The sequence below is a fragment of the Telluria sp. ZB2R32 genome, from assembly GCF_059685715.1.
Genome location: NZ_JCASIG010000003.1, coordinates 535,653 through 553,453, shown reverse-complemented (window position 1 = coordinate 553,453; position 17,801 = coordinate 535,653). Strand labels below are relative to the sequence as shown.

Sequence of the window (17,801 nt, the reverse complement as noted above, 5' to 3'; positions counted from 1 at the left end):
ACTGGAAAAGCAAAAAGCCGCTCAAGGCGGCTTTTTGCAACTACTGGCGTCCCCACGGGGATTCGAACCCCGGTACTCACCGTGAAAGGGTGATGTCCTAGGCCTCTAGACGATGGGGACCTAAAACTGTTCCGATTACTACTTTTTACTACTACTGCCAAATTCTTGGCGTCCCCACGGGGATTCGAACCCCGGTACTCACCGTGAAAGGGTGATGTCCTAGGCCTCTAGACGATGGGGACCCTGAACTACCGACTTACCAAACTACGAATTCTTCGACGTGGTGGAGGTAAGCGGGATCGAACCGCTGACCTCTTGCATGCCATGCAAGCGCTCTCCCAGCTGAGCTATACCCCCCACGGGGCAAAACAACATCATACCATACTGCTCTTGCTTCTACTACTCGCTGCCGCTGGCGCAGCTTTCGGCAAACTTCTGCCAACACTCTGGCGTCCCCACGGGGATTCGAACCCCGGTACTCACCGTGAAAGGGTGATGTCCTAGGCCTCTAGACGATGGGGACCCTGAACTACCGCTTACTACTATTTACTACAAACTGCACTTCAACTTGGTGGAGGTAAGCGGGATCGAACCGCTGACCTCTTGCATGCCATGCAAGCGCTCTCCCAGCTGAGCTATACCCCCGTACTGCTGAAGTGCGAGCATTATAGCGGGGGTTCTTGCATTACGCAAATACCGTTTTGAAGAAGATCAAACGAATTACAGTCCCTTATTTACACGGGCCAAAACGGCCTCGCGTCCGAACAGTTCCAGCACCGCATCGATGGCCGGCGTCTGCAGCTGGCCCGTGACCAGCAAGCGCAGCGGCATGGCGATCTGCGGCATCTTCAGTCCGTGCGCGGCCAGCACTTCCTTGAGCATGGCGGCAATGGCCGCCTTGTTCCACTCGACCGTCTGGCAACGCTCGGCAAAGGCAGCCAGCGCCGGGCGCACCGCGTCGGTCAGGTGCTGGGTCAGCAGCGCCGCATCCGGCTGTGGCGTGCGGTAGAACAGCATCGATGCATCGGCCAGTTCATTGATCGTGTTGGCGCGGTCCTTCACAAGGGCCAGCACGCCGGGCAGCGCCGGAGAACCGTCGAACTGCGCACCCTGCTCTTCCAGCTTCGGACGCACCAGGCCGGCCAGGCGCTCGTTGTCGGCGGCCTTGATGTAATGGTTGTTCAGCCAGGCCAGCTTTTCTGGATTGAACTGGGCCGCCGAGGCGGTCAGGTGTTCGAGGTTGAACCACTCGGTGAACTGTTCCATCGAGAAGATCTCGTCGTCGCCATGGCTCCAGCCGAGGCGCGCCAGGTAGTTCAGCATCGCTTCCGGCAGATAGCCCTGCTCCGGATACTGCATCACGCTGACGGCGCCGTGGCGCTTGGAGAGCTTCTGGCCGTCGGGACCGAGGATCATCGGCAGATGGCCATATTCCGGCAGCTCGGCGCCGAGCGCGCGCAGGATGTTGATCTGGCGCGGCGTGTTGTTCACGTGGTCGTCGCCGCGCAGCACGTGGGTGATCTTCATGTCCCAGTCGTCGACCGACACGCAGAAGTTGTAGGTCGGGGTGCCGTCCGGACGCGCGATGATCAGGTCGTCGAGTTCCTTGTTGGCGATCGTGATCGGGCCTTTGACGACGTCGTTCCAGGTCACTTCGCCGTCCAGCGGATTCTTGAAACGCACGACGGGCTTCACGCCCTCCGGCACGTTCGGCAGGGTCTTGCCCGGTTCCGGACGCCAGGTGCCGTCGTAGCGCGGCTTTTCGCCCGCTGCGCGCATGCGCTCGCGCATCGCCTCGACTTCTTCCGGCGAGCAGTAGCACAGGTAGGCGGTGCCGGCTTCGAGCATGCCGGCCACCACTTCGCGGTAGCGGTCCATGCGCTGCATCTGGTAGAACGGGCCTTCGTCGTGCGCCAGGCCGAGCCACTGCATGCCGTCCAGGATCGCCTGCACCGCTTCCGGCGTCGAGCGCTCGAGGTCGGTGTCCTCGATGCGCAGGATGAAGGTGCCGCCGAAGTGGCGGGCAAAGGCCCAGGAATACAGCGCGGTGCGGGCGCCGCCGAGGTGGAGGTAGCCGGTCGGGCTGGGGGCAAAGCGGGTACGGACGGGTGTGCGGACGGTCATGGCGAAAAGCGTAAGGGTAAAGGGGCTATTCTACCCCGATGCGTCCGATGCGGGCAGCGCCGTGGCCGCCTCTCTCTGTTCCCCGCACTGTTCGTCGATATAGCCGGCCAGCAGCCGCACCGTCGGGTAATCGTAGAGCAGCTCGGCGCTGACCGGCACCCCGCTGGCTTGCTCGACTTCGAGCGCCAGCGGCACCGAAGCCAGCGAATCGATGCCGAGGTCGCTGAACGGCGTATCGACGCCCCAGGCCGCAAGGCCCGTCTCCGCGCCACCCATGCCCGCGTCCCCGAGACCGCCTTCGCGCAGCCAGCGCTGCAGGCAGGCGTGTACCAGGTCCAGGCTTGACGGCGCTGCCGGGGGTGGCGCCGGTACGATGGCCACTTCGATTGCCTCGGCCAGCGCCTGGCGCAGCAAGGCGTCGAGCCCGCCCGCCTCGCCCGGCGCGCATTGCTCGACGTCGCCGATCGCCAGCGCGTGCTGCGCGACGCGCGCCAGCAGCGCACCGGCGGGCGGGCAATCGGTGACGGCCGCGCTCTCGACCTCCACTTGGCGGCGCAACGCGTCCAGGCGCCGCGCCGCCCAGGCCGCCGCTTCGCCGCGGGCGGCCGCCGCCAGCAGGGTCCAGGCGGCGAATTCGCCGTTGCGCCCGTCCTGCCAGGCGCCGCTGCCCTGCGCCGGCAGGTTCGCCAGCAGCGCCAGGTAATCGGGCGCGCCGCAGCGTTCGACCGCCTGCGCGATCGGATTGCCGGGCAGGCGCACCAGCGCGCCCAGGTGCGCATACAGGGCTTCGCTCGGCCCCTCGAGGATGCGCAGCACGCGCGCGTCGCGCAGCAGTTGCGGCGCCAGGTTGGTTTCCAGGTAGCCGCGCCCGCCCAGCATCTGCATCAGGCGGTCGACCGCTTCCCACAACAATTCCGACAGCACGCATTTGCAGGCGCTGCAGGCGTCCAGCGGCAGCGCGGCGCCGTCGTCGATGCTGCCGGCCAGCGCATCGACCAGGGCTTCGGCCGCGCCGATCGCGCAATCGAGTTCGTGCAGGCTCAGCAGCGTAAGCGGATTGTCGAACAGGCGCCCGCCGGCGACGTCGCGCCGCGCGGCATAACGGGTCATCAATTGCAGGCAGCGCTTCATGGCGCCCACGCACAGGGCGCCGATGCCGAGGCGCGCAAAGCCCATCGCGTCCTGGGCCACGTCCATGCCGGCGCCGGGCGTACCCAGCACCTGGGCGTCGGGCACGAACACGCCATCGAAGCGCACCGCGCTTTGCGGCATCGCGCGCATGCCCATGGTCAGCGCTTCCGGTCCCAGCTGCAGGCCCGGCGCGTCGCCCGGAACCAGGAGCGCCACGGTGCCGAGCGCCCGCCCCACCGGGTCGAAAGCGCGCGCGAACACGGTCAGCACGCCGGCCCAGGCCACCAGGCCGATCAGGTGCTTTTCGCCGGTGAGGCGCCAGCCGCCGTCGATGCGGTCGGCGCGGGTGCCGATGGCGCGCGGGTTCGATCCGGCCTGCGGCTCGCTCAGCGCATAGGCGGCCAGCTGGCGACCGGCGGCCAGCTGCGGCAGCCAGTGCGCGCGCAAGGGCTCGGGCGCGAAGCGCAGCAAGGGCCGCAGGCCCAGGCCATTGTGCACGCCGACCATGGTGGCCAGGGTCAGGTCGATCGCGGCCAGTTGCGCCATCACGCGCACCAGGTCGCGCGTTGCCAGCGCCAGGCCGCCGCTGTCCTGCGGCGCCTGCAGCCCGAGCAGGCCGCGCGCGCCGAAGTCGAGCAGCACATGCGGCGCCAGCGAACGGCGCTCGTCGGCCAGGCGCGAATCGAGCCGGCGCGCCGCATAGCTGCGCAGCCAGCCGATGACGGCATCGGCGCGCTCGGCGCTGCCTTCCATGCCGGGCGCCGAATTTGCCCACTTCATCGCAAGGAGCGGCAGGCTGCCCTTGTGCAGCCCCTCCTTGCAGCGTGCGCGCTGGACCTTGCCGCTGGTGGTGCGCGGGAAGCCGCCCGGCACCACGAAGGCCAGCGTATGCAGCGGGATGCCGGTGCCGTGCACCACGGCTGCACGAATGCGGCGCGCCAGCGCATCGACGTCGCCGCCGCGGGCCAGCGCGCGCGGCGCCTCCACCACCAGCGCCAGGCTTTCGTTCTCCTCGCCGTCGAGCGCAAAGGCCGCGCAGCTGTTCGGCGCCAGTTCCGCACAGGCGTCTTCCGCCAGCGCTTCAACGTCGCGCGCATGGATCTTGCGGCCATGGACGACGATGACATCTTTGCGGCGGCCGGTAATATAGACTTCGCCCGCATGCACGAAGCCAAGGTCGCCGCTGCGCAGCCAGCGCGCGCCGGCCAGCGCCGGCGGCGCCCCGGCCACGCGCAGGCCGAACAGCTGGGCGCTGTCCTGCGCCCGGCCATGATAGCCGCGCGCCACACCCGGCCCGGCGATCCAGAGTTCGCCGATCGATCCGATGGCGGCCGGCACGCAGCGCGCCGGGTCGACTACGGCCACCTCGACACCCGGCGCCGGCACGCCGCAACCGACCAGCGTGCGGCTGCCGGCCTGGCCCGGCGCGCCTTCGGCTACTACGCCACGTTCGAGCGCGGCGGCATCGACCGTGAAGGTGCGCGGCGCCCGTGCGCGTGGCCCGCCGGCCACCAGCAGGGTCGCCTCGGCCATGCCGTAGCACGGAAAGACCGCCTCGGGCCGCAGGCCGCAAGCGCCAAACGTGTCGGCGAAGCGCGCCAACGTCGCCGCCCGCACCGGTTCGGCGCCGTTGTAGAGCACCTCCAGGCTGGACAGGTCGAGCGCCGCCCTGTGCGCGCTGCCGATGCGGCGCAGGCACAGGTCCCAGGCAAAATTCGGTCCGCCGCTGCAGGTGGCGCGGTAGCGCGTGACCGCTTCCAGCCAGGCGCCCGGGCGGCGCAGGAAGGCGCCGGGGGCCATCAGCACCGAGCGAAAGCCGATCGCCAGCGGCGCGACGATGCTGCCGATCAGGCCCATGTCGTGGAACGGCGGCAGCCAGCTGACCATGACCGTGTCGGGATGGAAGCCGAAGGCGCTGCCGATCGCGGCCACGTTGGCGGCGATGTTGGCGTGGGTGACTTCGACGCCCTTCGGCTGGCCGGTCGAGCCGGAGGTATATTGGAGAAAGGCGACGCTGTCCACCGGCGGCAGCGGCAGGACCGCACTCCCCGCAGCGGGCCCGGCGTCCAGCAGCGGCGCCGCGCACCCGGCACGCGCCAGCGCCGCGGCGGTGGCGTCATGCGCTTCGGGCGCGCACAGCACCAGCGCCGGGGCGGCATCGCTCACCAGCCCGGCCAGGCGCACCGCGTCGCGCGCACGGTTGGCCGGCGCCGCCGGTACCGCGACCACGCCGGCCGCCAGGCAGGCGAAAAAGGCGACGATGAAATCGATCCCGGCCGGATACAGCAGCAAGGCGCGCGCGCCGGGGTCCGCGTGCCGGCGCAGGTGCGTGGCGAGCGCATCGACGCGCGCGGCCAGCGCGGCGTAGCCGATATGTTGTTCGCTGCCGTTTTCGCGCAGGAAGGTGTAGGCGATGCGCTCCGGTGTGCGCGCTGCCCGCTCGCGCAACTGTTGCGCGAGCAGGACGATGGCCGGTTCGGAAGCTTCAGCCACGGGCGCGCTCCCGCGGGGCGGGCTGGCGCGCCGGCTCGACGCCGAGCGCGGCGACGGCGCCGCTCACCGCCGCGCCGATCATGCGCGCGCCCTGGCGCATCTGGGCCGGCCGGTGTCCGGCCATCACCTGCAGGCGCAGGCGCGCCGCCCCCAGCGGCACGCCCGGGTACTCGACGGCGTTGACGAAGACCCCTTCGCGCGCCAGCGTGCGCCCGGCCAGGCGCGCCACCTGTTCGCTGCCGATCCAGAGCGGCACGATCGCCGAGGGCACGCCCAGGCAGCGCATCCCGGTTTCGGCCAGGCCCGCGCGCAGCGCCACGGCATTGGCCAGCAGCGCTTCGCGCAGCGCGTCGCCCTCGCCGCCGGCGACGATGCGCAGCGCCGCCAGCACGCAGCCCGCCTGTACCGGCGAGAGCGCGTTCGAAAACAGGTGCGGGCCGGCGAACAGCTGCAGCTGGCGTTTCACTGCGCGCGAGGCGCAGGCGACGAAGCCGCCGTTCGAGGCGAAGGTCTTGGAGAACGCGCCCATCACCAGGTCGACCTTGCCCAGCATCGACTGCATGCCCAGGCTGCCGCTGCCGCCCGGTCCGAGCGCCCCCAGGTCGTGCGCCACGTCGACCAGCAGGGTTGCGTTGTACTCGCGGCACAGGTGCTGCATCAGCGGCAGGTCGGGCATGTCGGCGTCCATGCTGAACAGGCCTTCGGTGACGACCAGGATGCCGTTCTCGGTATCGCGCGCGCGGATCGCGGCCAGCAGTTCGCGCACGTGGCCGGTGTCGAGGTGGCGGTGCAGCGCCACGTTGCGGGTGGCGGCATTGGCGCCCTGGCGCAGCGACGCGTGTGCGAGCCCGTCGACCAGCACGTAGTCGCGCGCGTTCACCAGCGCCGTGATCGCGCCGAAGGCGGCGCCCCAGCCGGTCGGAAACAGGGTCACGTGCTCCATCTGCACCAGTTCGGCGAGCGCCGCCTCCAGCGCCAGCGACAGGCGGTTGTTCCCCAGCAGGACCGCCGAGCCGGCGCTGTGCGGGCCGGCCTCCTCGAGCGCCGCCTGGGCCGCTTCGCGTATCGCCGGGTGCGATGCGAGCGACAGGTAATCCTGCGAGGCGAAATTGATGCCGCGCGTTGCCGTATTCGGCGGCGCGCCCTCGTCGTGCAGGTTCGACTCCGGCCCCGGCGCGCCGTCGAGCGCACGCGCGTACTGCCAGACGCCATGCTCGGCGCGCAGGCGGCACCAGCTGTCGAGCGCCTCGGTGCGGCGCATCAGGTTGGCGCCGCGCGGCTGCGCGAACTGGGCGACGCTGCCGCGCAGCGCGCCGCAGGCTTCCAGTTGCGCGACGTCGGCGGCCCGCTCGAAGACGATCGTTTCCTCGTGCACGGTGTACTCCTCGCAAAAAAGGGAAAAACGGGGGAAATGAAATCAGGCTGGCGCCAGCGCCTGCTGGTCGGCCTGGCGCGCCAGCAGCGCACCGACCTGCTCGGCGGGCAGCGGACGGTGGAACAGGTAACCCTGGGCTTCGTCGCAGCGCATGGCGCACAGGTCGCCCAGCTGTTCGGCCGTTTCGACGCATTCGGCGATCACTTTCAGTTCGAGCCGCTGCGCCATCGCCACGATCGCCTCGGCGATCGCATACGGCCGCGCACGCACGCTCTGGCCGAGGCGGCGCACGAACAGGCCATCCATCTTGAGCACGTCGACCGGCAGTTCGGACAGGTAGTTCAGGCTCGAGTAGCCGGTGCCGAAGTCGTCGATCGAGACCAGCACGCCGGCCGCGCGCAGCGCGCCCAGGACCTCGCGGTTGGCGGCCAGGTCGTCGATCAGGACGCCTTCGGTGATTTCGAGGTCGAGGCAGCCGTTGGGGAGCGCCGCGTCCTGGACGATTTCGAGCACGCGCGCGGCGATGCCGGGATGGCGCAGCTGGCGCGCCGACAGGTTCACCGCCGTCTTCACGCCGGGCAGGCCGGCGTCGCGCCAGGCGCGGTTCTGGGCGCAGGCGGTACGCAGCACCCAGTCGCCGATCGGCACGATCATGCCGGTTTCCTCGGCCAGCGGAATGAAGCGGCCCGGATCGATGCGGCCGTACACCGGATGCTGCCAGCGCAGCAGCGCCTCGACGCCGACGATGCGGTGCGTGCCCAGGTCGACCTGCGGCTGGTATTCGAGGAACAGCTGGCCGCGCGTGAGTGCCTCGCGCAAGCCGTTCTTCAGCGTCAGGCGCTCGCTTTGCGGCTCGCAGGCTGCGCTCGAATACAGGTGCACGCTGTTTTCGCCCCAGGCGCGCGCGCTGCGCATGGCGATGTCGGCGCGCTTGAGCAGCGCGTCGAGGTCGCAGTCCTCGGCCGGATACAGCGCGATCCCGACCGACAGCGTGACGAAGCATTCGCGCTCGCCCACCGCCGCTCCCAGCGAGAGCGGCAAGCCGAAGCGGTCGAGGATTTTTTCGGCCACCTGGCGCGCATCGACTTCCTCGCCCATGTCCTCGAGCAGGGCGACGAATTCGTCGCCGCTCCAGCGCGCCACGGTGTCGCCGTCGCGCAGGCACTGGCGGATGTTGGCGCTGACCTGCACCAGCAGCGCATCGCCGGCCTCGCAGCCGAGGGCGTCGTTGACTTCCTTGAACTTGTTGATATTCAGGAGCAGCAGCGCCACCAGGCGGCGGTTGCGGTCGGCGCGGTCCATGGCGTGGCGCAGGCGGTCGCGCAGCAGGCGGCGGTTCAGCAGCCCCGTGAGCTGGTCGCAGTGCACGCCCTCGAGCATCCGCCCCACACTCGCGCCCAGGTCGCGCAAGCCGGCGCTGCCGGCCTCGCCGCTGCGCAGTGCCTGCGCCGCCGGCGCCGTCGCCTCCCCATGGCACACCACCCGGTTGCGTCCGCTCGACTTGGCCAGGTACAAGGCTTCGTCGGCGCGCGCAACCGCCAGTCCGACCGCCTCGCCCACGCGGTACTCTGCCACGCCGATCGACACCGTCAGTGCGATCTCGTTGCCGCCATCCTGGCAGCGCATCTTTTCGATCGCCGCACGCACGCGTCCGGCCAGCACCATCGCGTCGGCGGACGGGGTTTCGGGCAGCATCAGCAGGAATTCTTCGCCGCCATAGCGCCCGAAGCTGTCGCTGCCGCGCACCTTGCCCTGGACGGTCTCGGCAAAGGCGCGCAATACGGTGTCGCCGGCGGCATGGCCCCAGGTGTCGTTGATACGCTTGAAGAAGTCGATGTCGAGCAGGCACAGGCAGAAAACGCGGCCATTGCGGTCGCAGCGCTCCTTTTCCTTTTCGATCAGGCTTAGCAGATAGCGCCGGTTGTGCACGCCGGTCAGCTCGTCGCGGATCGCCAGCTCGTTGATGGTGCCGAGCGCCTGCTCGAGTTTCACGAAACCCTGGGTCTTGGTCAGTTCGAACAGCAACGCGAAAATCAGCACGACGATAAACAAGCCGAGATGGCACACCAGATACAGCAGCGCCATGTCGGTCACCGGGTGGACCGGCAGCGGATAGCCGGCCCCGGGCAAGGCATAGATGACGACCGCGGCCGTGCAGCTGAGCGTCAGCCAGAACAGCGCGCTGGCCACGCCGCCGAGGAACATCGCCACCAGCGGCGCGGTGATCAGCCAGCTAGCCGTCGGCGCGCCGATCCCGCCCAGATTGAAACTGAGCCAAGTGAAATTGAAGAACAGCGCGCACAGGAACAGTTCGCGCGCAGCCCAGATGCTGCCGCTGACGCGCAGCAGCAAGGGCGAACACAGCATGCAGGCGCAGCACAGCAGGATCTCGATGGCGGCGATGTCGAATCCCAGCAGGTGGTATGCGAGTGCGTAGAACGGGCCGGCGGTAGCGGCCAGCAAGGCGGCGTTGACGACGTTTTCGGCGCGCGCGCGGGCGCTGGCGGCCTGGTCCAGCAGGGCTGCAGGAATGAACCAGTGATTGGCGACCATATAACGGTCGCTCCAGCGCGCGCAGGTGCTGTTCATGTGTCCTTGGTACGGCCAGAAGGCCGATTGGCGAATAGGGTCAACCGCCAGTGTAGGAAGGAAATTTCCTACAGACTTTATTTTTGAACAGAAACAACGCGGAAAAGCATGCGCGCAACGCTTGACAAGAAAATTTGTCGTGTTTCGCCGAAAAGGCGGAAATCGATACCTGGCTCAGGCCCGTTTGAGCGGGATGGACCGCGCGACGCGTGCGCGCAACTGCCCGCAACCGCCCTCGACGTCCTGCCCGGCCGAGTCGCGCAGTTTGGTCAGCACGCCGCGCGCGTGCAGGGATGCCGCAATTGCCCGCGCCCGTTCCCAACTGGGGCGGCGGAAGGCCAGGTCGGGGATGGTGTTATACGGGATCATGTTCAGGATGGCGTACTTGCCGCGCAGTAGTGCGACGATGCCGTCGAGTTCTTCTTCGTCATCGTTGATGCCTTCGAGCAGCGTCCACTGGTACTGGATGGGATAACCGCTCAGGCGCGCATAGGCTTCGCCGAATGCGACCAGCTCGGCGGGCGACAGGCGCGGCGCGCGCGGCAGCAGCTCGGCGCGCAATGCCGGTTTGGTCGTGTGCAGCGACAGCGCCAGCGCCGGCTTGACGCGGCCCTGCGCCAGGCGCTCGAAGGCGCGCGGGTCGCCGACGGTGGAAAACACCAGGTTTTTATGCGGGATATTCGCTTTGACCCCAAGCAGGTCGATGGCTTCCAGTACGTTGTCGAGGTTGTGGGCCGGCTCGCCCATGCCCATGAACACGACCTTTTTGACGGGCCGCTGCGCCCGCGCCAGCACCACCTGCGCCACGATTTCGCCGCTCGTCACCTGGCGCAATAAACCGTCGCGCCCGGTCATGCAAAAGCGGCAGCCGACGGCGCAACCGACCTGGCTCGACACGCAGACCCCGTCGCGCGGCAACAGCACGGTCTCCACTGCCTGGCCGTCGGCCAGCCCCACCAGCAGGCGCGCCGAGCCATCTTCGGCCGCATGCGTGCTGATGACGCGTACCAGTCCCGCCAGCTCGGCGTCCAGCGCCGGCAGTGCGTCACGCACAGCCTTGGGTAAATAATCTGCGGGGCGGCGCCGCCCGCGGTCGTGCGGCGCGCCCTGCACCCAGTCGCGCAGGACGCGCGCCTGGTGTTCGGGCAAGGCACCGAGAGCGGCGAGCCGCTCCCGGATCGCACCAATCCGCATTTAGTCGTTCTTGACGACGATGGTCGGGAATTTACTCGTCATGTCCTTCGCCTTCTCCGCCACCTTGACGGCGACCTTGCGCGCGATCTCCTTATAGACAGTCGCCACCGCGCCGTCCGGATCGGCGACCACCGTCGGACGGCCCGAATCGGCCTGTTCGCGGATCGACATCGTCAGCGGCAGCGCGCCGAGGAAATCGACGCCGAAGTCCTGGCACATCTTTTCGCCGCCGCCATGGCCGAAAATCGCTTCGGTATGGCCGCAGTTCGAGCAGACGTGGGTGCTCATGTTTTCGACGATGCCGATGATCGGGATGCCGACCTTCTCGAACATTTTCAGGCCTTTACGTGCGTCCAGCAGGGCGATGTCCTGCGGCGTGGTGACGATCACGGCACCGGTAACCGGCACTTTCTGCGACAAGGTCAGCTGGATGTCGCCGGTGCCCGGCGGCATGTCGACAATCAGGTAATCGAGGTCGCGCCAATTGGTCTGTTCGAGCAGTTGCTGCAGCGCCTGCGTGACCATCGGGCCGCGCCAGACCATCGGCTCGTCCGGATCGATCATGAAGCCGATCGAGGATACCTGCACGCCGTGGTTTTCCAGCGGTTCCATGGTCTTGCCGTCCGTGCTTTCCGGACGCGCATTAATGCCGAGCATCATCGGCTGCGAGGGGCCGTAGATGTCGGCATCGAGCACGCCGACGCTGGCGCCTTCGGCCGCCAGGGCCAGGGCCAGGTTGACGGCCGTGGTCGACTTGCCGACGCCGCCCTTGCCGGAAGCAACGGCAATGATGTTCTTCACGTTCGGCATGACCTTCAGGCCGCGCTGCACCGCGTGCGACAGGATCTTGACCTGGACGCTGACGCTGACGTTACTGACGCCCGGAATGCCCTTGACGGCATTCACGACGAGCGAGCGCAGCGGCGCAACCTGGCTTTTCGCCGGATAACCCAACTCGAGATCGAAAGCAACGTCGCCACCGTCGACCTGGATGTTCTTGACCGATTTCGAGGACACGAAGTCCTTGCCCGTATTAGGATCGATGACCTTTGCCAATGCGAGCTTGACGTCGTCTGCAGTAATGCTCATGTATTTCTCCAATGTGATGGGCGCAGTGTAGCAAAAATCGGCCCAATCCCTCCGGCTATCCCGATAAACCCGAGGAATACCCCCTGCGCGTTCAGGGCCATCCACTGGTAAAATGTTTTCTTTCATTCTTCCAATAGCGTTTCGACCATGACCCGCAAGCTGTTCGTCACTACCGCCCTGCCCTACGCGAATGCCGCCTTCCACATCGGCCACATGATGGAATACATCCAGGCCGACATCTGGGTCCGCTTCCAGCGAATGCAGCGCGACGGCGACACCCGCAGGCAAGTGCACTTCGTCTGCGCCGACGACACCCACGGCACGCCGATCATGATCGCCGCCGAAAAGGAAGGCATTACCCCGCAGGAATTCGTGGCCAAGATCGCCGCCGGCCGCGCCCAGTACCTCGACGGCTTCCACATCGGCTTCGACAACTGGTATTCGACCGATTCGCCGGAAAACGTCGAACTCTCGCAGGGCATCTACCGCAAGCTGCGCGATGCCGGCCTGATCGTCACCAAAACCGTCGACCGCTTCTTCGACCCGGTCAAGGGCATGTTCCTGGCCGACCGCAACATCAAGGGCGAGTGCCCGCAGTGCCATGCGAAGGACCAGTACGGCGACAACTGCGAAGTCTGCGGCGCCGCCTACCAGCCGACCGAGCTGATCAACCCGTACTCGGTCTTCACCGGCTCGACTCCGGTCCTCAAACCGTCCGAACAGTATTTCTTCAAGCTGTCCGACCCGCGCTGCTTCCATTTCTTGAAGGAATGGCTGAACACGCCGGGCCGCCTGCAGCCCGAAATGGTGAACAAGGTTTCCGAGTGGCTGGGCGAATCCGGCGAAAAGCTGGCCGACTGGGATATTTCCCGTGACGCGCCTTATTTCGGCATCCCGATTCCGGATGCGCCAGGTAAATTCTTCTATGTCTGGCTGGACGCGCCGGTCGGTTACCTGGCGTCGCTGAAGAATTATTTCGACAAGCAGGGCCTCGACTTCGACGCCTTCCTGAAGGACCCGCATGCCGAGCAGGTCCACTTCATCGGCAAGGACATCGTTTCCTTCCACCTGCTGTTCTGGCCGGCGATGCTGAATTTCTCGGGCCACCCGATCATCGACAAGCTGAAGGTCGCCGTCCACGGCCACCTGACGGTGAACAACGAAAAGATGTCGAAGTCGCGCGGCACCGGCATCTCGCCGCTGCGCTACCTGGAACTGGGCATGAACCCGGAATGGCTGCGCTATTACCTCGCCTTCAAGCTGAACGCGAAAGTCGAAGACCTCGACTTCAACGGCGAGGATTTCGTCGCCCGCGTGAATAGCGACCTGATCGGCAAGTACGTGAACATCGCCAGCCGTTGCGCCGGTTTCATTGCCAAGAAGTTCGACGGCAAGCTGGCGTCCGAACTGTCGGACAACGCCCGCGGCTGGATCGCCAAGGCCTTGACTTTTGAGGGCGCCGAGCGCCAGGCCAGCATCGCCGCCAGCTTCGAAGCGCGCGAATTCGGCAAGGCATTGCGCGAGATCATGGAGATCGCCGACGTCACCAACCAGTTCGTCGACGAAAACAAGCCGTGGATCCTGGCCAAGGACGACACCAGGACGGCCGAACTGCACGACGTTTGCACCACGGCCCTGATCCTGTTCCGCCAGCTGACGATCATGCTGTCGCCGGTGCTGCCGCAAGTGGCCGCGCGTGTCTCGGAATTCCTGGGCGACAGTGCCCTGAGCTGGGCCGATACGCAAGGTGACGCCGTCACCGCGTCGATGCTGGGCCGCACGATCGGCGCCTACAGCCACCTGATGCAGCGCGTCGACGCCAAGATGGTCGAGAACTTGTTCGACAAGCCGGTGCCTGCCCCGACTGCGGTTGTGTCCGATGCCAGCCTCGCCGTTGCCGCAAGCGCTCCGGTCGAGGACGACGGCGCCGACATCGAAGAACTCGCCCCCGAAATCTCGATCGACGATTTCACCAGGATCGACCTGCGCGTGGCCCGCATCGTCAACTGCGAACACGTCGAAGGCGCCGGCAAGCTGCTGCGCCTGACGCTGGACGTGGGCGAAGGCCGCCACCGCAACGTGTTCTCGGGCATCAAGTCGGCGTATAAACCGGAAGACCTGGTCGGCAAGCTGACGGTGATGGTGGCCAACCTGGCGCCGCGCAAGATGAAATTCGGCGTTTCCGAAGGCATGGTGCTGTGCGCCTCGGCCGCCGACGAGAAAACCAATCCGGGCCTGTACCTGCTCGACCCGATGCCGGGCGCGACGCCGGGCATGCGCATCCGCTGATTAGATACAGCAACAATGTAGCAACAGCGCCCTGGAACGAGCACTTTCCGGGGCGCACGGCGGCGTTATAATGCCGTTTTTCGTCAAGAAACACGCGCTCCAGACGCCCCTACAAACTCCTTGAGAGGTAGAAAATAACATGACCGAACTCACTCCCCTGCGCCACATCCCTACCGCCAACGTGTTCCGCAAGGGCGACGTCTTCGTCCTCTTCGGCGAACTGTTCGGCCGCGGCTATGTGAACGGCCTCATCGACGAGGCGCGCGCCGCGGGCATGACGATCGTCGGCATTACCGTCGGCCGCCGCGACGAGACCGGCGCCCTGCGCGCCTTGAGCGCCGAAGAACACGCGGAAGCGGAAGAAAAACTCGGTGGACGCATCATCAACGTGCCGCTGATGGCCGGGTTCGACATGGACGCCCCGGAAGGCGAACAGAATCCGACCGAAATGCTGTCCGGCATCACCCTGAAAAGCTGGCAGGAAGACAAGCTGGACTGGGAAAAGATCGAGCGCTGCCGCGAAGCCGGCGTGCGCCGCTTCACTGAGTCGGCCGCCCAGGTCATGGCCGAGATCGACACGCTGGTGCCGGCAGGTGCGAATGTCTTCTTCGCCCATACCATGGCGGGCGGTATTCCCCGCATCAAGGCTTTCCTGGCCATTGCCAACCGCATCTACAAAGGCCGCGGCGAGCGTTTCATGTCCTCGCGCGCCCTGCTCGACAGCGATCTCGGCAAGCTGATCCTGATGAACTTCGACGAAGTCAGCGCCAACACCTTGAAGTACCTGATCGACGCCTCGCGCACGATCCGCGAACGCGTGACGGCAGCCGGCGGCGAAGTGCGCTATACCGCCTACGGCTACCACGGCACCGAGATCCTGATCGGCGGCGAATACCAGTGGCAGACCTACACGAATTACACCCAGGGCTATGCCAAGATGCGCCTGGAAAGTATCGCCCAAGCCGCCTGGAACCAGGGCGTGACGGCCACCGTCTTCAACTGCCCGGAAATCCGCACCAATTCGTCGGACATTTTCGTCGGCGTCGAGTTGTCGCTGTTCCCGCTGCTGACTGCGCTGAAAAAGGAAGGCGGCGGAGCATGGGCCGACCAGCAATGGCAGATCTGCCAGGACCTGCTGGGCGAAGGCAGCTCGCTGCAATCGCTGCTCGACACCATCGAGCAATACAACAACGATGCCACCAGCGCCCAGTTCCGCAACTTCGAAGCCTGGCCGATGGACAACACCCCGGCCCTGGCGGACGTGATGATCGGCACTTCGGAAGCCATCACCAACCTGCACAAGGACAAGAAGGCGCTGATCACCGACCACCTGTCCTCGCTGGTGCTGGAAGGCGCCGGTCCGCTGATGTTCCACGGCGCGTCGGAAAAGATTGCACCGGTCGTGTGGCTGAACCACGACATCATTGCACGCCAACTCAACGCGCTGCACCCGTAATCCTTGACGCCGGAACGTATGGGCAGAACAATCTGCCTCGCCGTTCCGGCTTACCTTTTTATCGACCAAGACAATGCCTAAATTTACCGGTTACGTATCCGAGCACACCAAGTTCATCGACGAGCTGAAGTCCAAGACGCCGGGCATGGAACAGCGCCAGCAGGAAGGCCGTTCCCTGCTGTGGGACAAGCTGCCGATTTCGCTCGACGAAGAAGCGCGCATCAAGGAATCGCGCCTGCGCCAGAACGCCTATCCGTACCAGACCAAGTTCTAAAGGCTGAGGGGCGTGTTGCCGGAGCAGGTTGTGCCTGAGGCGCCAGAGGCGGGCGACGTCGTCGCCGCAGACCTGCCTGCCGCGGCAATCGTCGACCCGGCCGATCCGGCCGGCCTCGACGACATCGCCGCGGCCGCCATCGCGCGCCTGTACGGCGAGCCGCTGCTGCGCATGCCGAACGACCTGTACATCCCGCCGGACGCCCTCGAGATCTTCCTCGACGCCTTCGAAGGCCCGCTCGACCTGCTGCTCTACCTGATCCGCAAGCAGAATTTCAATATTCTCGACATCCCGATGGCGCAGGTCACCCTGCAATACCTGGAATACGTCGAGGAGATCCGCAAGAGCAACCTCGAGCTGGCGGCCGAATACCTGCTGATGGCCGCGATGCTGATCGAGATCAAGTCGCGCATGTTGCTGCCCAAGCGCCAGGATGACCTGATCGACGACGGCGGCGACCCGCGCGCGGAACTCGTGCGGCGCCTGCTGGAATATGAACAGATCAAGATCGCGGCCGTGAACCTGGGATTGATCCCGCAGGAAGGACGCGATTTCCAGCGTCCTTCGCTGCCGGTCGAGCAAAGTCTCGAGCCGGTCTGGCCGCAGGTCGACCCGCACGACCTGCAGCGCGCCTGGCTCGACGTGCTGCGCCGCGCGAAATTGACCCAGCACCACCGCATCGGGCGCCAGGAACTGTCGGTGCGCGAGCACATGTCGGCGATCTTGCGCACGCTGCAGTCACAGCGCTTCGTCGAATTCGGCGAACTGTTCCATGGCGCAGCCTCGGTACCGATCGTCGTCGTGCACTTTGTCGCCCTGCTCGAACTGGCCAAGGAAACCCTGGTCGAAATCACCCAGGCCGAGCCCTTCGCACCGATCTACGTGCGCCTGGCATACTCGCCGGCATAGGCCTCATGCCGCGCACACATTTTTAAGCATCCAATTATGAAAATCATCACGACCATTGACGAACTGCGCGACCAGATGCGCGGCCAGCTGCGCACCGCTTTCGTGCCGACGATGGGCAACCTGCACGAAGGCCACCTGTCGCTGATGCGCCTGGCGCGCAAGCATGGCGACCCGGTGGTGGCCTCGATCTTCGTCAACCGCCTGCAGTTCGGCCCGAACGAAGACTTCGACAAATACCCGCGCACCTTCCAGGCCGACGTCGAGAAGCTGGAAAAGGAAGGCGTCTACGTGCTGTTCGCACCGACCGAGAAGGACCTGTATCCGGAACCGCAGGAATACCGCGTCCAGCCGCCCGATACCCTCGGCAATACGCTGGAAGGCGAATTCCGCCCCGGCTTCTTCGGCGGCGTGTGCACGGTCGTGACCAAACTGTTTTCCTGCGTGCAGCCGCGCGTGGCCGTGTTCGGCAAGAAGGATTACCAGCAGCTGATGATCGTGCGTAACATGGCGCGCCAGTTCGCGCTGCCGACCGAAATCATCGGCGCCGAAACCTTCCGCGCCGAAGACGGCCTGGCGCTGTCCTCGCGCAACATGTACTTGTCTCCGGAAGAGCGCGCCGAAGCGCCGGCCCTGTACCAGGGCCTGAATTTCGTCGCCAACGAAATGCGCGGCGGCCACCTCGACATCTTCTCGGTCGAACGCGAAGCGATGGCGCAACTGGCCGCGCGCGGCTGGAAGCCGGACTACATCTCGGTGCGCAAACGCATCGACCTGCAGCCGCCTTCGGCCGGCGACCTGGCGCAGGGCGCGCCGCTGGTGGTGCTCGCTGCTGCCAAGCTCGGCACCACGCGCCTGATCGACAACCTCGAAATCTGAAG

11 protein-coding genes and 5 tRNA genes are annotated in these 17,801 nt (G+C 66.3%); 5 read left to right on the top strand and 11 right to left on the bottom strand.

Translation table 11 applies throughout. The annotated features are described in order from the left end of the window. Nucleotides 1–44: 44 nt before the first annotated feature. The 11 genes from AC56LG_RS11890 to apbC all read right to left on the bottom strand — a co-directional run bounded on the left by AC56LG_RS11890 (nucleotide 45) and on the right by apbC (nucleotide 11,995). A tRNA-Glu gene (locus tag AC56LG_RS11890) sits at nucleotides 45–120 on the bottom strand. Nucleotides 121–166: 46 nt separating this feature from the next. Further along, a tRNA-Glu gene (locus tag AC56LG_RS11885) sits at nucleotides 167–242 on the bottom strand. Between the two features lie 39 nt (nucleotides 243–281). Beyond that, nucleotides 282–357, bottom strand: a tRNA-Ala gene (locus AC56LG_RS11880). Between the two features lie 90 nt (nucleotides 358–447). Next, nucleotides 448–523, bottom strand: a tRNA-Glu gene (locus AC56LG_RS11875). 46 nt (nucleotides 524–569) lie between these two features. Beyond that, a tRNA-Ala gene (locus AC56LG_RS11870) sits at nucleotides 570–645 on the bottom strand. Nucleotides 646–720: 75 nt separating this feature from the next. Next, nucleotides 721–2,124, bottom strand: coding sequence for a glutamate--tRNA ligase (gene gltX, locus AC56LG_RS11865; protein ID WP_497166302.1), 1,404 nt, complete (start codon nucleotides 2,122–2,124; stop codon nucleotides 721–723). A 30-nt stretch (nucleotides 2,125–2,154) separates the two neighbouring features. Beyond that, nucleotides 2,155–5,748, bottom strand: a complete 3,594-nt coding sequence (locus AC56LG_RS11860) for an AMP-binding protein (RefSeq protein ID WP_497166301.1) — start codon at nucleotides 5,746–5,748, stop codon at nucleotides 2,155–2,157. Beyond that, a complete protein-coding gene (locus tag AC56LG_RS11855) occupies nucleotides 5,741–7,123 on the bottom strand; it encodes an aminotransferase class I/II-fold pyridoxal phosphate-dependent enzyme (protein ID WP_497166300.1) in 1,383 nt (460 codons plus the stop codon). Before AC56LG_RS11855 ends, AC56LG_RS11860 begins: the two co-directional genes overlap by 8 nt. 42 nt (nucleotides 7,124–7,165) lie before the next feature. Then, nucleotides 7,166–9,712 carry a bifunctional diguanylate cyclase/phosphodiesterase gene (locus AC56LG_RS11850; RefSeq protein ID WP_497166299.1) on the bottom strand — a complete coding sequence of 849 codons (2,547 nt, stop codon included), beginning with the start codon at nucleotides 9,710–9,712 and terminating at the stop codon, nucleotides 7,166–7,168. Nucleotides 9,713–9,886: 174 nt separating this feature from the next. Next, the gene (locus tag AC56LG_RS11845; RefSeq protein ID WP_497166298.1) at nucleotides 9,887–10,906 is read right to left on the bottom strand and encodes an RNA methyltransferase; all 1,020 of its coding nucleotides are present in this window, start codon (nucleotides 10,904–10,906) and stop codon (nucleotides 9,887–9,889) included. Beyond that, nucleotides 10,907–11,995, bottom strand: coding sequence for an iron-sulfur cluster carrier protein ApbC (apbC, locus tag AC56LG_RS11840; RefSeq protein WP_497166297.1), 1,089 nt, complete (start codon nucleotides 11,993–11,995; stop codon nucleotides 10,907–10,909). It abuts the gene before it with no gap. 147 nt (nucleotides 11,996–12,142) lie between these two features. On the opposite strand from apbC, the gene metG reads away from it, so the two are divergent. From metG to panC, 5 genes are all read left to right on the top strand, one after another. Further along, entirely contained in the window at nucleotides 12,143–14,284 is a 2,142-nt protein-coding gene (gene metG, locus AC56LG_RS11835) for a methionine--tRNA ligase (protein ID WP_497166296.1), read from the top strand. Nucleotides 14,285–14,423: 139 nt separating this feature from the next. Next, nucleotides 14,424–15,740, top strand: coding sequence for an enoyl ACP reductase FabMG family protein (locus tag AC56LG_RS11830; protein ID WP_497166295.1), 1,317 nt, complete (start codon nucleotides 14,424–14,426; stop codon nucleotides 15,738–15,740). 73 nt (nucleotides 15,741–15,813) lie between these two features. Continuing rightward, complete coding sequence (locus AC56LG_RS11825) at nucleotides 15,814–16,014, top strand: DUF3460 family protein (protein ID WP_497166294.1); 201 nt, start codon at nucleotides 15,814–15,816, stop codon at nucleotides 16,012–16,014. Nucleotides 16,015–16,044: 30 nt separating this feature from the next. Then, entirely contained in the window at nucleotides 16,045–16,923 is an 879-nt protein-coding gene (locus tag AC56LG_RS11820; protein ID WP_497166293.1) for a segregation and condensation protein A, read from the top strand. A 36-nt stretch (nucleotides 16,924–16,959) separates the two neighbouring features. After that, entirely contained in the window at nucleotides 16,960–17,799 is an 840-nt protein-coding gene (gene panC, locus AC56LG_RS11815; RefSeq protein WP_497166292.1) for a pantoate--beta-alanine ligase, read from the top strand. The last annotated feature ends 2 nt before the right edge of the window (nucleotides 17,800–17,801 follow it).